At 65.0% G+C, this 15,302-nt stretch carries 15 protein-coding genes and 1 pseudogene; 9 read left to right on the top strand and 7 right to left on the bottom strand.

Features of this window, described 5'->3' with window-relative positions; genetic code table 11:
- From AC1DW2_RS41945 to AC1DW2_RS41935, 3 genes are all read left to right on the top strand, one after another.
- The coding region (locus tag AC1DW2_RS41945) for a chemotaxis protein CheB (protein WP_477009018.1) at positions 1-687 on the top strand (687 nt) is incomplete at its 5' end.
- Positions 684-1,556 carry a CheR family methyltransferase gene (locus AC1DW2_RS41940; RefSeq protein WP_071916425.1) on the top strand — a complete coding sequence of 291 codons (873 nt, stop codon included), beginning with the start codon at positions 684-686 and terminating at the stop codon, positions 1,554-1,556. The genes AC1DW2_RS41945 and AC1DW2_RS41940, both read left to right, overlap by 4 nt.
- A gap of 294 nt (positions 1,557-1,850) precedes the next feature.
- Positions 1,851-2,294 (top strand): hypothetical protein, encoded by a 444-nt coding sequence (locus AC1DW2_RS41935; protein ID WP_231144256.1) that lies wholly within the window; start codon positions 1,851-1,853, stop codon positions 2,292-2,294.
- A 56-nt stretch (positions 2,295-2,350) separates the two neighbouring features.
- On the opposite strand, the gene AC1DW2_RS41930 is transcribed toward AC1DW2_RS41935, so the two are convergent.
- The 4 genes from AC1DW2_RS41930 to ctrA form a co-directional block, all read right to left on the bottom strand.
- Positions 2,351-3,511, bottom strand: a complete 1,161-nt coding sequence (locus tag AC1DW2_RS41930) for a glutathionylspermidine synthase family protein (protein WP_477009017.1) — start codon at positions 3,509-3,511, stop codon at positions 2,351-2,353.
- 3 nt (positions 3,512-3,514) lie between these two features.
- Positions 3,515-3,898 carry a hypothetical protein gene (locus AC1DW2_RS41925; protein ID WP_477009016.1) on the bottom strand — a complete coding sequence of 128 codons (384 nt, stop codon included), beginning with the start codon at positions 3,896-3,898 and terminating at the stop codon, positions 3,515-3,517.
- A gap of 1 nt (position 3,899) precedes the next feature.
- Positions 3,900-4,304, bottom strand: a complete 405-nt coding sequence (locus AC1DW2_RS41920) for a DUF350 domain-containing protein (protein WP_014497691.1) — start codon at positions 4,302-4,304, stop codon at positions 3,900-3,902.
- A 170-nt stretch (positions 4,305-4,474) separates the two neighbouring features.
- The gene (gene ctrA, locus AC1DW2_RS41915) at positions 4,475-5,176 is read right to left on the bottom strand and encodes a response regulator transcription factor CtrA (protein WP_477009015.1); all 702 of its coding nucleotides are present in this window, start codon (positions 5,174-5,176) and stop codon (positions 4,475-4,477) included.
- Between the two features lie 431 nt (positions 5,177-5,607).
- On the opposite strand from ctrA, the gene fliI reads away from it, so the two are divergent.
- The 6 genes from fliI to AC1DW2_RS41885 all read left to right on the top strand — a co-directional run bounded on the left by fliI (position 5,608) and on the right by AC1DW2_RS41885 (position 11,786).
- Positions 5,608-6,933: a flagellar protein export ATPase FliI gene (gene fliI, locus AC1DW2_RS41910; RefSeq protein WP_477009014.1), complete on the top strand. Its 1,326-nt coding sequence runs from the start codon at positions 5,608-5,610 to the stop codon at positions 6,931-6,933.
- 121 nt (positions 6,934-7,054) lie between these two features.
- Positions 7,055-7,474 carry a flagellar export protein FliJ gene (gene fliJ, locus AC1DW2_RS41905; RefSeq protein WP_477009013.1) on the top strand — a complete coding sequence of 140 codons (420 nt, stop codon included), beginning with the start codon at positions 7,055-7,057 and terminating at the stop codon, positions 7,472-7,474.
- Positions 7,475-7,653: 179 nt separating this feature from the next.
- A complete protein-coding gene (locus AC1DW2_RS41900) occupies positions 7,654-8,199 on the top strand; it encodes a sigma-70 family RNA polymerase sigma factor (RefSeq protein WP_041955015.1) in 546 nt (181 codons plus the stop codon).
- Between the two features lie 37 nt (positions 8,200-8,236).
- Complete coding sequence (locus tag AC1DW2_RS41895) at positions 8,237-9,295, top strand: anti-sigma factor (protein ID WP_477009012.1); 1,059 nt, start codon at positions 8,237-8,239, stop codon at positions 9,293-9,295.
- A 195-nt stretch (positions 9,296-9,490) separates the two neighbouring features.
- On the top strand, positions 9,491-10,450 hold the full coding sequence (locus AC1DW2_RS41890; protein ID WP_477009011.1) for a helix-turn-helix transcriptional regulator: 960 nt from the start codon (positions 9,491-9,493) through the stop codon (positions 10,448-10,450).
- A gap of 115 nt (positions 10,451-10,565) precedes the next feature.
- Entirely contained in the window at positions 10,566-11,786 is a 1,221-nt protein-coding gene (locus AC1DW2_RS41885; protein ID WP_354098092.1) for an NAD(P)/FAD-dependent oxidoreductase, read from the top strand.
- A 270-nt stretch (positions 11,787-12,056) separates the two neighbouring features.
- Here AC1DW2_RS41885 and AC1DW2_RS41880 read toward each other — a convergent pair whose 3' ends face one another.
- The 3 genes and pseudogenes from AC1DW2_RS41880 to AC1DW2_RS41870 form a co-directional block, all read right to left on the bottom strand.
- Positions 12,057-12,260, bottom strand: coding sequence for a hypothetical protein (locus AC1DW2_RS41880; protein WP_014497685.1), 204 nt, complete (start codon positions 12,258-12,260; stop codon positions 12,057-12,059).
- A 295-nt stretch (positions 12,261-12,555) separates the two neighbouring features.
- Positions 12,556-14,697: a flagellar biosynthesis protein FlhA gene (gene flhA, locus AC1DW2_RS41875; protein WP_071916417.1), complete on the bottom strand. Its 2,142-nt coding sequence runs from the start codon at positions 14,695-14,697 to the stop codon at positions 12,556-12,558.
- A 359-nt stretch (positions 14,698-15,056) separates the two neighbouring features.
- Positions 15,057-15,302, bottom strand: a pseudogene (locus AC1DW2_RS41870) (IS481 family transposase); the annotation flags it as partial.

Genomic DNA, 15,302 nt, shown 5'->3' with positions numbered 1-15,302 from the left:
CCGGCTGCACGTGCGCCGGCTGTCGTGCGGCCCGCCGCGCCCGCACCGGCTCTGCATGCGCCGTCGTCTGGGGTGCTGTCCACGCGCCCGTTCTCGGCCCACGCACCGAAGGTGCTGCTGATCGGCTCCTCGACCGGCGGTCCGCAGGCACTGATGGCGCTCGTCACCGAGCTCGGCCCGGTGATCGACCGCTTCCCGGTGCTGATCACCCAGCACATGCCGCCGACCTTCACCACCATTCTCGCCGAGCACCTGGCGCGCGCGAGCCGCAAGCCGGCGGCCGAGGCGGTCGACGGCGAGCCGGTGAAGCCGGGACGGATCTACCTCGCGCCCGGCGGCAAGCACATGCGTGTCGTGCGCAGTGGCGCGGACGTGGCGATCGCGCTCGACGACGGTCCCGCCGTCAATTTCTGCAAGCCCGCGGTCGATCCGTTGTTCACCTCCGCCATCGACATCTGGCACGGCAACATCCTCTCGGTGATCCTGACGGGCATGGGCTCGGACGGCATGCGCGGCGGCAAGGACATCGTCGCCGCCGGCGGCAACGTGATCGCGCAGGACGAAGCCTCCAGCGTGGTCTGGGGCATGCCGGGCGCGGCGGCCAATGCCGGCATCTGCGCGGCGATCCTGCCGCTCAACCAGATCGGCGCCAAGGTCAACCGCCTGTTCGCGGGAGACCGCTCGTGACGCCGGTTGACTACGAATATCTGCGCAAGTTCCTGAAAGAGCGCTCCGGCCTCGATCTCTCCGCCGACAAGCAGTATCTCGTCGAGAGCCGGCTGCTGCCGCTTGCCCGCAAGGCGAGCTTGCCCGGGATTCCCGATCTCGTGCTGAAGATCAGGAACGGCGACGGCCGGCTTGCGACCGACGTGGTCGAAGCGATGACCACCAACGAGACCTTCTTCTACCGCGACAAGATCCCGTTCGATCATCTGCGCGAAACCATCCTGCCGGGCCTGCTCCAGGCGCGCGCGGCGCGCAGGTCGCTCCGCATCTGGTCGGCGGCCTCGTCGACCGGGCAGGAGCCCTATTCGATCGCGATGTGCCTTAAGGAGATGGGCGCGGCCTTCGCCGGCTGGCGCATCGAGATCGTCGCCACCGATCTGTCGCAGGAGGTGCTGGAGAAATCCAGGGCCGGGATCTACAGCCAGTTCGAGGTGCAGCGCGGCCTGCCGATCCAGCACCTGATGAAATACTTCACGCAAGTCGGTGAGCTCTGGCAGCTCAATGCCGACATTCGCGCGATGGTGCAGTTCCGCCAGCTCAATCTGTTGCAGGACTTCTCCCATCTCGGCACGTTCGACGTGATCTTTTGCCGCAACGTGTTGATCTATTTCGACCAGGACACCAAGGCCGTGATCTTCGAGCGCATGGCGAAGGGACTGGAAGCCGACGGCACGCTGCTGCTTGGCGCCGCCGAATCCGTCGTCGGCATCACCGACGCGTTCCGCCCGATCACCGAGCGCCGCGGTCTCTATCAGCTCAATCCCGCGCGCTCCGGCCGTCCGATGGGCGGATTGATGCCGCAGCCGCTGAAAATCGCAGCGGCGAGGTGATTCGCCGAACGACAGGCAATCTCACTGAACGCCGTCGTCGCGAATGATCGGCAACAACTGGCGGATATCGTTCCGTCAGAGTGCGTGACGCTTCACACGCGTTTGAGCATTGCGGATTACTCGACTACCGCGCAATAGAGCTCGTGCCGCGATGCAATGCAATCGCGGCCCTGATCAGCATCTGACGGTTGTGCTATGCTGGCGATGGTCCCGCCGAACCGAGGCGGGATTCCATTCCATCATGAATTGTACTGAGGAGGACATACCATGCGAATGTCTTGTGCCTCGTATTTCTTGTTCGCGGCGCTTTCGTTGCCCGCCACCGCTCTCGCTGGCGAGCAGGTCCTCGAATTCAAGCTTGTCACCAAGCCGATGGACTTAAAGGTCACCGAGGTCGCGAACGTCGAAGGTCAGACGGTCATGTCTGGCAAAATGTTTGGCGTTGCCTTCTTCAAGGACGGCCGCGTTGCGGTGAAGGACTTCGTCCACTCCGCCGACCTGATCAAGGGCTCAGGACCCATCTACGGCTACAGCACCTACACCTTCGACGACGGATCCTCGATCACGGCGCGCTACGCCGGCGCGATCAAGGATGGTCGGGCGAAAGGCGAATACACGATCCTGTCGGGCACCGGGGCGTATGCAAACGCGACGGGCACGGGCGGCTTCGAAAGTGCGCAAGCCGGCTTCAAGGGCGCGGGCCTCTACGACGGGAGATTCATCGTCAAGACACCCTGAGTAAGCACGCAAGTCTCTGCGCTCGCGTCCCGTTCCGATGAGGTCGCGAGCGCATTTCACAAAATCGCATGCGGCATAAACCGCGAGCGGTTGCCCGTGATCGGGCTCTCGTCCTCGCGGATCGACAGGCCGCACGGCTCGTGGTTCACCAGCCAGCTTCCCACCACCACATAGAAGCCCGAGAAATTCGGCAGCGGCGACAGCGCCTGCCGCACGAAGCCTTCTGCGCCGTAAGGTCCTGCCTGCTCGTCGAGCGGCATGCCTCCGGACACCAGCGTGACATTGGCGCCTTCGCGCGACAGCAGCGGCTTGCGGACGTAGGAGCTGCCGAGCTCGGCTGCCCGCGCGTCGTCCTCGAAGAAGGCCGGCAGCAGATTGGGATGGTTCGGAAACATCTCCCAGAGCAGCGGCAAAATGCCCTTGTTGGAGAGCACCGCCTTCCACGGCGGCTCGATCCAGCGTGTCGTCGCGCTCATCAGCTTGGCGCCGAAGGCGTCGTGGAACATCCATTCCCAGGGATAGAGCTTGAAGGCGAACGCGATGTCGCCGTCGTCGAGATCGACGAAGCCGCCAGGCTCGTCGCGCCAGCCGATCTCCTCGATGTCGAGCATCCTGGTCGAGAGCCCCGCCTGGCGCGCGGTGTCCTCGAGATAAGCGAGCGTGCCGGCGTCTTCCTCGTTGCCGGTGGTGCCGGTGAGATGGACATGGCGGCCTGCGGCAATCTCCTTCCACGCCGCGATCAGCCGCTCGTGGATGGAGTTGAACTGGTCGGCACGCGCCGGAATGATGCGGCGTTCGATCGCCTGTTCGAGCCAGGTCCATTGAAACACCGCGGCCTCGAAGATCGAGGTCGGCGTATCCGCGTTGTATTCGAGCAGCTTTGCAGGCGACTGTCCGTCGAACTTCAGATCGAGCCGGCCATAGAGGCTGCGGTCGTCGCGCTCCCAGCTCTCGGCGATCAAGCTCCAGAACGCCTCCGGAATCTTCAGGCGTCGCAGATAGCGCTCGTCACCGATCACGCGGCCGGCAAGCTCGATGCACATCGCGTCGATCTCGGCTGTCGGCGCCTCGATGCCGCGCTCGATCTCGTCGAGCGTGAAGGCGTAATAGGCGCTCTCGTCCCAATAGCGTTCGCCGTCGATGGTGTGGAAGGCGAAGCCGCATTGTTCGGCGGTCTGCCGCCAGTCGTCGCGCTCGGGGCAGACGATGCGTCGCATGGATCACCCGCCGCCCGAGAAGCCATGGCCGAACGAACCGAAGCCGCCACGGCTCACGCTGCTGGAGCCTGAGTCCGAAGAGGTTCCCGACGAGGAATGGCTCGAGGAATCGCTGCTGAAGAAGCTTGACCGCGACGACCAGCGCGAGCTGCTGCCGCCCGATGAACTGCTGCTACTGCTGCACGTCGTGGTCGTCTGGCCCGGCACGGCTCCTGGCGAGGGCTCGCAGTGCTGCCGTGGCATCAGCGTGTAGGCGGCGGTGCCGACCGCGATCGTGCCCATCACCAGTAGCGCGACATGGCCGGAGCGCTTCACCGGCGGCCCCGATGGCGGCGCCACGGGCGCCGGCCGGCGCTTGCCGAACTCCTTTTTGGAGGGTTTGGCCATGTCAGTAGATCATGCAGGCGGCGTTCAACAGGCCCGCCGCGAGGGAGGACAGCCCGAGCCAGATCGCCGGCGCAAGCTCGCCTGCGGCAATCCGTGCCGACAGGTTCGGCACCGGGACCTTCACCAGAAAGAGCACGATGATCTGCACGATCAGCGCGATGACCGCCCAGATCAGGCAGTCCAGCACATTGGCCGAATGCGCGATCGCGCTGACCAATGGCGCCACGAAGCCGAGCAGGCTGAGGCCGAGCGCGATCGCGGCGGCCGGCTCGTTGTCGCGGATGAGCTGAAACTCATTGTGCGGAGTGATGCGGGTGTAGACGAACAGATACGCCACGATCGCGATCAGGCCGGTGCAGAAATAGACCAGGAAGGCGGGCAGGCCGGCCAGTGATTGCAGGATCATCGTTCCCCCATCGTGCAGCGACCATTCGTCGGCGGGGGGAGGATAGCGGTTCAATGGCGCAAGGACGATGAGGCCGCGTTGGCGTCCCCAAAAAACAAAACCCCGCCATTTGCGGCGGGGTCCAGGCTGGGAGGAACGAGCCCCGGGGGCTCGCGACGTAAACTTAGGGATCAGGCGGGAATGCGCTCTTCGTGCTCGTGCGGCTCGCGCAGCACGTAGCCGCGGCCCCACACGGTCTCGATGAAGTTGCGGCCCTCGGAAGCGTTGGCGAGCTTCTTGCGGAGCTTGCAGATGAAGACGTCGATGATCTTCAGCTCGGGCTCGTCCATGCCGCCATAGAGATGGTTGAGGAACATTTCCTTGGTGAGGGTCGTGCCCTTGCGGAGCGAGAGGAGCTCCAGCATCTGGTATTCCTTGCCGGTCAGATGCACGCGCTGGCCGCCGACTTCCACCGTCTTGGTGTCGAGGTTGACGACGAGGTCGCCGGTCTGGATGACCGACTGGGCGTGACCCTTGGAGCGGCGCACGATCGCGTGGATGCGGGCCACCAGCTCGTCCTTATGGAAGGGCTTGGTCATGTAGTCGTCGGCGCCGACGCCGAGACCCTTGACCTTGTCCTCGATGCCGGCGAGGCCGGAGAGGATCAGAATTGGTGTCTTGATCTTGGAGACCCGAAGCTGCTTGAGCACGTCGTAGCMGGACATGTCGGGCAGGTTGAGGTCGAGAAGAATAATGTCGTAATCGTATAACTTACCGAGATCGACGCCTTCTTCCCCCAAATCGGTCGTGTAGACGTTGAAGCTCTCAGACTTCAACATCAGCTCGATCGACTGCGCGACGGCGCTGTCATCTTCAATCAGCAAAACGCGCATGCCAGTTCCCCATAGTCGCCGCTCCTGGGCGTCAGGTCGGCCGCATTCGCGGCACTCAACAAAACGCCTTTGAACAACTGATTCGGATCCTGACAACAGATGGTTAACAAACTCTGATTCTGGAACGCAAGTCCCCCCGGTGCAATTTTTGTCGAATCGCCCTAAGGTCTTGCGCGCGAAGCAGCTTTCGTCACCCCGTACCGTTCAAGTTCCACTTTAAGAGACGGGCCTAACCGACTCCCGCGACTCAGCCTTCTTCTGAAGGGGAGTCACGCTCAGTCACAAAGACAGTGACGCAATGATTAACGATGCGGGTAAACACGAAGTTAAGCGCCGTTCAGAAATATGGCGAAACTTAAGTCTTTCGCCATGAAGCCCGGGATCGGAGGCGATCACCTTATGAAGGTCCTCTTATTAAAGGCGCGCCCCTGATGAAGGCTCTTGCCGAACAGATCGGCGACATCGACGGCGTCAACATCTATGGCCGCGTGGTCGGCGTTCGCGGCCTGATGGTCGAAGTGGCCGGACCCATTCACGCGATGTCGGTCGGTGCGCGGCTCGTGATCGAGACCGGCGCGAACCGTTCCATTCCCTGCGAGGTGATCGGCTTCTCCGGCAACAACGCTGTCGTGATGCCGTTCGCCGGCCTGGACGGCGTGCGCCGCGGCTGCAAGGCCGTCATCGCCAATGCCGCCAATCAAGTGCGTCCGTCATCGGCCTGGCTCGGCCGCGTCGTCAACGCGCTGGGCGAACCGATCGATGGCAAGGGGCCATTGCCGCAGGGCCCGGCGCCGATGCCATACCGCAATTCGCCGCCGCCGGCGCATTCGCGCAGGCGTGTCGGCGCCCCGCTCGATCTCGGCGTGCGCGCGATGAACACGTTCCTCACCTGCTGCCGCGGCCAGCGCATGGGCATTTTCGCAGGATCCGGCGTCGGCAAATCGGTGCTGCTGTCGATGCTCGCGCGCAACGTCGATGCCGCGGTCAGCGTCATCGGGCTGATCGGCGAACGCGGCCGCGAGGTCCAGGAATTTTTGCAGGACGATCTCGGCGAGGAGGGCCTGGCGCGCTCGGTCGTGGTGGTCGCGACCTCCGACGAGCCGGCGCTGATGCGGCGCCAGGCGGCGTATCTCACGCTCGCGGTGGCCGAATACTTTCGCGATGAAGAGAAGGACGTGCTCTGCCTGATGGACTCGGTGACGCGTTTCGCCATGGCCCAGCGCGAGATCGGCCTGTCCGCCGGCGAGCCGCCGACCGCCAAGGGCTATACGCCGACCGTGTTCACCGAGCTGCCGAAGCTTCTGGAGCGCGCAGGGCCGGGCCTGGGTGAGGGGGCGATCACCGCGATCTTCACGGTGCTGGTCGACGGCGACGACCATAACGAGCCGATCGCGGATGCCGTCCGCGGTATCCTCGACGGCCATATCGTGATGCAGCGCTCGATCGCCGAGCGCGGCCGTTACCCCGCCATCAACATCCTCAAATCTGTCTCCCGCACCATGCCGAAATCGGCCGATCCGCAGTTCTGGCCGACCATCCAGCGGGCCCGCCAGGTGATGGCGACCTATGCCGACATGGAGGAATTGATCCGGCTCGGGGCCTACCGGGCCGGCTCCAGCCCCGAGGTGGACGAGGCGATCCGGCTGCACGAGCCGCTGGAGGCGTTCCTGCGCCAGCGCAAGGACGAAAATGCATCACTGGCGGACGGCTACCGCCAGTTGGCGCAAATCCTCGGTGATTTGGAAACGGAACGCTAACTTTGTCAGGTCATCATCCGCTCTCACAGAGTAGCAGAGCCGGTCTTGGCCCTATCAGGGCCTGTGGGGAGACCGGTGACGTCCCACGTGCAGCCAGGGGACTTCTGGGGAGTATGAGTCGATGAAGTCACGTGATACCCTCATCCGCCTGAAGAAATTTCAGGTCGACGAGAAGCGCCGCCGGGTCACCCAGATCGAGACCATGATCGCCGACTTCCAGCGGATGTCGACCGATCTTGAACGCGAGATCACGACCGAGCAGGAGCGTGCCGGGATCAACGATCCCTCGCACTTCGCTTATCCGACCTATGCCAAGGCCGCGATTCAGCGCCGTGAGAACCTGACCCGCTCGGCCGACGAACTGAAGGGCCAGCTCGACGAAGCCAAGGCCGCGCTGGCCGAAGCCTTCGAGGAACTGAAGAAGGTCGAGCTCCTCGACGAGCGTGACCAGGCCCGCGAGCGCGCCGAAGAAAACGCCCGCGAGCAGGCCGACCTCGACAGCATCGGCCTGATGCGCGCCYGCATCGGCGCCGTCGCCTGACGGCGCAGCCAGCGGTCCAACAGCCGAGAATTCGTCGAACCCGGACCCGCAAGGTCCGGGTTTGCGTTTGCTATCCACAGTGTGGCGCGCCGCCCCTTGGTGATGGGCTTTGCCGCGCGCTATGGTAGCGGAGTGCCAGGGCCTGCGCCGAACGCGACAGGCCGTGCGTGGGGGGCTGAATGCTGACGCCAGCAGAGCTGGTCGGGCTGATTGGGGAGGTCGCCAGGGGCGATCAGGCCGCGTTCGAGCGCCTCTACGTCGCCACGCGCGCGAAACTCTATGGCGTCGTGCTCCGTATCTTGCGTCGACAGGATCTCGCAGAGGAGGTCATTCAGGAGACCTACGTCAAGATCTGGAACGGCGCCGGCCAGTTCAATCCGGCCTTGTCGTCGCCGATCACATGGATGGCGTCGATCGCGCGCAACCGCGCCATCGACATCGTGCGCAAGAAGACGGAAGTCTCCATCGAGGAAGAGCCGCAGGCGATGGAAGTCGCCGCCGACAGCCCCGATCCGCTGGCGCGGAGGGAGATGACCGAGGAGTTGAAGCGGCTCCTGGAATGCATCGGCCGGCTCGAGCCGGATCGTCAGAGGCTCGTGCTTCTCGCCTATTACAACGGCTGGAGCCGCGAGCAATTGGCGGAAAAATTCGCCGCGCCCGTCAACACGGTGAAGACGTGGCTCCGGCGCAGCATGTTGGATATCCGCGAGTGCCTCGGACTATGAGGACTTGCATTGTGAGGGTGGTTCTGGACTGGAAGTGATGGCCTACACGGAGGACCATATCGCGCTCGCCGCGGAATATGCGCTCGGTACGCTCGACGCCAGTGAGCGCGCGCAGGTCGAGACCATGATGGCCGTGGACAAGGCGTTCGCCGATGTCGTGCAGGCCTGGGCTTACCGGCTCGGCGTCCTCAACCAGATGGTCGGCTCGGTCGAACCGCGTCCGATCGTGTGGGAGAACATCCGGTCCGAGCTTGCGCGGACGGACTTTGCGCAGGAGACATCCGCGCCGGAAGTTTCGCCGCCGCCGCCACCTGTGCCGGAGTTCTCCTCGATCGAAGCTGCACCGCCTGAGCTGGCACCGGACGTCGCGCCGCAACCGGAGCAGCAGCCTTCCGAAGCAGAGCAGCCCGGGACGGCGCGGCCGGCACCCGATGCGCTTCCCGACATCGCGCCGATATTCATGCCGCAGGTCCATGCGCCCGATCCTGACGTCGCGCGCGCGCCGCCGGCGCCGGTCGCCGACAACAGCAACGTGATCCGGCTCGAGAGCCGCGTGAAACGCTGGCGCACCATCGCCTCCGCGGTGGGCGCGCTTGCGGCGGCACTGCTGGTGACGCTGTCGCTTCAGATCTTCCAGCCCGATGCGCTGCCGGGCGGCTTGCGTCCGGCGCCACGCATCCAGACGGTGGAAGTGAAGACGCCGGCGCCGCTCACGGCTGCTGCGCAATATGTCGCGCTGTTGCAGGGCCAGGGCGGCGGTCCCGCCTTCATCCTCACGGTCGACGGCGCGACGCGGAATTTCACCGTGCGCAAGGTCGGCGCAACGCCGGAGGCCGGCAAGAGCTTCGAGCTCTGGCTGATCTCCGACAAGCTGCCGCGTCCGCGCTCGCTCGGCGTGATTGGCGCGGGCGATTTCACMGCGCGCCCGGTGCTCGGCTCCTTCGATCCCGAGGTCGTCAACGGTGCGACCTACGCCGTCACCGTCGAGCAGGCCGGCGGCTCGCCCAACGGCCAGCCGACCTCGGCTCCGGTGTTTTCCGGCAAGCTGATCGAGACCGTGCCGCCGTCTCAGCCGCAGGCGCCCACGAAGAAGTAGGTGTCGTGGCGCCGTAGCCCGGATGGAGCGCACACGGCGCTCGACCGTCGCCAAGGTCCGTCCAGCCGTCGCAGCCCGACAAGTTCCGCCGAATCCACTCCCGCGTTGAACCTCCCCGCAATCCACGGCGTCAAATGCCCGGAATTTGCAGTCGGCGCCGCACATCATGGCGCCGGAAAAGGGGCTAGAAGTCAGATGGATGCAGCTAAGACGCCGGGCATCTTCGTCCACCAATATGCGGGCCTTCCGCATGGTCCGGCCTTCGAAAATTGGCGCGAGCGGGCCTTCGGTCCCTGCGGCCTCGATGTCGGGCCGAGCCATGGCGACAACATCGATTGCCGGCTCCAGGTCAGCGTAGTCGACAATATCGCGTTGGCCATTCCCGAAGGTGCCTCCGCGCAATATTCGCGCACGCAGAGCCATCTGGCCGACGGCAGCGACGATCTGGTCCTGATCGCCGCGCATGCGGGTCTCGTCTGCGTCGGGCAGAACGGCCACACCGTCGAACTTGCGCCCGCGCAGATGGTGCTCGTCGACATGGGCGTCACCGGCACCGTCGGCCACACCCAGGAAGATCGCTTCACCAGCATCCGCATGCCGCGCCGCGCGCTGCTCGACATCAATCCGCGTGCCGAGGACAAGCTGTCGCAAGTGCTCTCGGATGGCGCGGTGGCCGAGACGATCTTCCGCTACCACGCACTCGCCGCCAATCACGCGCCGCATCTCGACGCCGTCGGCCAGCGCCTGACCGCGCAGCACGTGATCGATCTCGTCGGCCTGCTGCTCGGCACCGATGCGGAGCATGCAAGCCTTGCGCGCGGTCGCGGACATGCGGCGGCCCGTCTCGATCTCATGCGTGCCGACGTGATGGCCGCGCTCGGCCGCAACGATCTCTGTCTGTCCGAGATCGCGACGCGCTCAGGGCTCAGCCCGCGCCAGGCGCAACGCTTGTTCGAGCAGGCCGGCACGACCTTCACCGAATTCGTGCTGGAGCAGCGCCTGGTGCTGGCGCGCAAGCTGCTCGGCGATCCCCGCGCGAGGGCGCGCAAGATCAGCGACATCGCGCATTCCTCGGGCTTCTCCGACCTGTCCTATTTCAACCGCGCCTTCCGCAAGCGTTTTGGCGCGACGCCGTCGGAGCTGCGCGAGGCCTGAGCCGCGATCTTATGCAGCGGAGCGGCGCCGCCGCAGTTGGTCGATCCGGGCGAATGAGCTATATCTGCCCGCGCGGGCAGTTCGCCGGAATTCTTGGACAAGGCAGTATACGGACATGGCGCGTATCGTCGTGCTCGGCGCGGGGTTTGCGGGTCTGTGGGCGGCCATCGGCGCCGCGCGCAAGCGCGACGAGATCGGCGCGGCCGGCCGTGACGTCGAGATCCGTGTCGTCGATCGCAATCCCTACCACAACATCCGGGTGCGCAATTACGAGGCCGACCTCAGTGAGGTCGCGCTGCCGTTGCCGCAACTGCTCGATCCGATCGGCGTCACTCATGGCATTGGCGAGGTCGAAGCCATCGACCCGGCACGGCGCGAGATTTCTCTCGTCACGAGCGGCGGCGAGGAGACGCTGAGCTACGACCGCCTGGTGCTGGCGCTCGGCAGCGAAGTGATGCGTCCCGCCATCCCCGGCCTCGCCGAGCATGCTTTCGACGTCGATACCTATGCCGCCGCGCTCATCCTCGAAAATCATCTCGTCTCGCTCGGACACAGCGCGCCCTCGCCGGGGCGCTCGACGGTCGTGGTGGTTGGCGCCGGATTCACCGGCATCGAGGTCGCGGCCGAGATGCCGGACAGGCTGGCGCGCGCCGGCATCACCGGCAGCCGCCGCATCGTCCTGGTCGATCCCAACCCTGCGGTCGGCGCCACCATCGGCGCGCATGCGCGTCCCGTCATCGAGACGGCTTTGGCCTCGCTCGACGTCGAGACGCGGCTTGGCGTGCGCGTCGTGTCCGTCGAGGCTGCCGGCATGCACCTGAGCTCGGGCGAATTCATCCCGGCGCAGACCGTGATCTGGTGCGCCGGGATGCGCGCGAGCCGGCTGGCCGAGAGCTTCGCGGGCGCGCGCGATCGCCTCGGCCGCCTGCTGGTCGATCCTTTCATGCGGGTGGCCGATGTGCCGGGCGTGTTCGCCGCCGGCGATGTCGCCTCGAGCGTGGTCGACGGGCTGCATCCGACGGTGATGTCCTGCCAGTTCGCCCGTCCCATGGGCCGCTTCGCCGGCCACAACGTCGTGGCCGATCTCGCGGGCCTGCCGATGCTGCCGCTGCGCATCGACTGGTACGTGACCGTGCTCGACCTCGGCGGCTGGGGCGCGCTCTATACGGAAGGGTGGGATCGCGAGGTTCGCACCACTGGCGCGGCCGCAAAGGCGACCAAGCAGACCATCAACTGCAAGCGCATCTACCCGCCGCTCACCGGTAGCAAGGCCGAGCTCTTCGCTGCGGCAGCACCGACGGTCCAGGCGCCGCCGCCGACTTATGGGGCGCGGTAGAATTTGATCGGGGCTGGTTGGAGGATCGCGGCTGTGCCAATTGCTCCGTCATTGCGAGCGTAGCGAAGCAATCCAGAATCTTTCCGCGGCGACAGTCTGGATTGCTTCGCTACGCTCGCAATGACGAGGTACCCCAGACATGAGAAAGCGCCCGTGGGGGGCGGGCGCTTTCCGTAGTCGACTTGGGGTTGGGGTCGTCTACATATCCACGTGGCGACTTTGGGGGGCTGGTAAAGAGCCGCGTGAATTCACAAAACTCGTCAAATCTCCTTATCGAACGAGGGATGCGTTCGAGCTGGTGATAACAACCGGCTTGCCGGCCTTGATGACGCGGGCGGTCTGGGTCAGACCTTCGTCCGAACCCGTGCGCGCTGCCGTGATGCCGAAGCCTGCCACCGCGATGCCGGCTACGAGGGCTACGACCACAATTTTCAAGTGGGTCGAGCGATCGGCGCTGTAAATCGAGTGGTTCATGGAAGGCTCCTGCCGCCATCTACCCGAAGTAGTCGCTACCCTGTTGGGGGAGGTTCATGCTTCCGGTCACCAACAACCTAGTATTGGGGGGATTCGTTCCCAAGGGGCGATCACAAGAGCGTGACAGGACGTGAAAGATCGCGATCGAAAGCGACCCCTCAATCGTGCGATTATATAATTATTTCAAAGGTGTAATGTGCTTGCGAGGCGCCTTGTTTGCATTTGGTCGACAAGGCGCCAGGAACTCAAAAACCATTTGCCTGTGGCCGAAAAACATACGGCTTCTTAAGGCAAATCAGATGCTTCCGACCGTTTTCAATCTCGCCCTGGGGTGGATTTCAGCCTGCGACAGCACCGTCGTCTGAGCCCGGAACCGCTCGACGAGGGAGCGTACGAAGGGACGAATTGCCGCAGACGTGACCAGCACCGGCGCCTCGCCTTCGCGCGCGGCGCGCTCGAAGGCCTCGCGCACGCCGGTCATGAATTCCGACAGCTTCGAGGGCTGCATCGCGAGGCTGCGTTCCTCGCCCTGGCCGATGATGGATTCGGCGAAGGCCTGTTCCCACCGCGCCGACAGCGCGATCAGCGGCAGATAACCGCTGTAGGAGGTGTTCTGCGCGCAGATCTGCCGCGCGAGGCGGGCGCGGACATGCTCGACCATGGTCGCGGGATTGCGCGAGAAGGCGAGCGAGTCGGCGATGCCTTCCAGGATGGTCGAGAGGTCGCGGATCGAGATGCGCTCGGCGAGCAGCAGCTGCAGCACGCGCTGGATGCCGGAGACCGTGACCTGGCCCGGCACGATGTCCTTGACCAGCTCGCCCTGCTCCTTCGGCAGCTCCTTGAGCAGCTTCTGCACCTCGCCGTAGGAGAGCAGGTCCGACATGTTGGCCTTGAGCAGCTCGGTGAGGTGGGTCGAGAGCACGGTCGCGGCGTCGACGACGGTGTAGCCCTTGAGCGAGGCTTCTTCCTTGAGGCTGGCATCGACCCAGGTTGCGGGCAGGCCGAAGGTCGGCTCGGTGGTATGGATGCCGGGCACCTGCACCTGGCTGCCGCCGGGGTCCATGACCATGAACTGGTTCGGCCAGATCTTGCCGGTGCCGGCRTCCACTTCCTTGATCTTGATGATGTAGGTGTTGGCTTCGAGCTGGACGTTATCGAGGATGCGCACGGCGGGCATCACAAAGCCCATCTCGATCGCGAGCGAGCGGCGCAGCGCCTTGATCTGCTCGGTGAGGCGGTCGGTGCCATCAGGGCCGTTGACGAGCGGCAGTAGCGCATAGCCGAGCTCGATCTTGAGATCGTCGATCTTGAGCGCGGCGGAGATCGGCTCTTCGGCCGCAGCGGCGCCAGGTGAACCCGGCGTTCCCGGAGCGGGTGCGGTCTTTGCAACTTCGTCAGCCCTGGCAGTCGCCCGGTTGCGGTTGCGGGCGTGCCAGGCGAGCGCACCGGCGCCGCCGCCGAGCGCCAGGAAGGGGATGGTCGGGATACCCGGCAGCGCCGCCAGCACCAGCATGACCGCCGCGGACATCGCCAGCGCCTGCGGATAGCCGGAGAACTGTTTCATCAGCGCCTTGTCGGCGGCGCCGGACACGCCGGCCTTGGAGACGAGCAGGCCGGCCGCGGTCGAAACGATCAGCGCCGGCACCTGGGTGACGAGGCCGTCACCGACGGTCAGCAGCGTGTAGCTGCGCCCGGCGTCGGCGAAGGAGAGGCCCTGCTGCGCGACACCGATGATCATGCCGCCGACGATGTTGATGAAGACGATCAAAAGGCCCGCGATGGCATCGCCGCGGACGAATTTGGAGGCACCGTCCATGGCGCCGAAGAAGCCGCTCTCGTCCTCCAGATCCTTGCGCCGCTGCTTGGCGACCTTCTCGTCGATCAGGCCGGCGGAGAGATCGGCGTCGATCGCCATCTGCTTGCCGGGCATGGCGTCGAGGTGGAAGCGTGCGGCGACTTCGGCGATACGGCCCGAACCCTTGGTGATGACGACGAAGTTGACGATGATCAGGATGGCGAAGACGATGATGCCGATGACGAAATTGCCGCCCATCACGAAGCTGCCGAAGGCTTCGATGACGTGACCGGCGGCATCCGTGCCCTCGTGCCCGTGCGACAGGATCAGGCGGGTCGAGGCCATGTTCAGCGACAGGCGCAGCATGGTCGAGATCAGGAGGACGGTCGGGAAGGCGGAGAATTCCAGCGGCGCCTGGATGAACAGCGACGTCATCAGGATCAGGATCGAGAGCGTGATCGAGATCGCTAGGAACAGGTCCAGCACGATCGCGGGCAGCGGCAGGATCAGCACTACCAGGATGGTGAGGACGCCGAGCGCCAGCGCGATATCGCCGCGCTTGAGGATGTTGCCGATCTCGGTGAGGGTCGGGAAGCCGGCGTTCGTGCTGCCTACGCCCTGTCCCGCGGTGACGTCGACCATGGTAGCTGCTCCCCCGCGCGACTGCCGTCCGCGCGCCCCAAATGTCTGCGCGGCGGCCGAAGGGCCGCCGTTTCGAAAGTGAGGCACCGCACTGGCGTCCACGGGGGACCTCCCGTTCTACGCGGCTGACGACACTCGACTTCACCCGGCAATTCTTGCCGGGTGTATGGTTAGCAAAGGGTTAACAGAGGGTGCGGCAGGAGGTCAGATCGGGGTGTTTCGGGCACCTGGCAGGGACGAAGTCGTCATGCCCGGGCTTGTCCCGCCTGCGCGGCCTAAGCCGCTTCGGCGCGGCGAAGGCCCGGGCGTCCCCACGTTCTTCATGTCGCGCCCAAGGCGTGGATGGCCGGGACGAGTGTTTAGTCCGGAGACATGGCTGACACCTGTTCGGACACATCACTGACAGGTTGGCCATTGGTCAAGTCGATCGATGCGACCTGCCAGCTGGCGAAGAAGATTCCGTAGTGGCCGTCACGAACCAGTGGCCGGATGGCAAGGCGTTCGCGGGCGAAGGCCTGGGGAACTTTCCAGAAGCGTCCCTTGAAGGAGATGTAGGGTCTTGTCGATGAGACCCTGCGCACGATCTCGCCGCTGTCGTATTCGAC

Source organism: Bradyrhizobium sp. P3_C3 (genome assembly GCF_056402655.1).
This window is presented reverse-complemented; position numbering and strand designations above follow the sequence as displayed.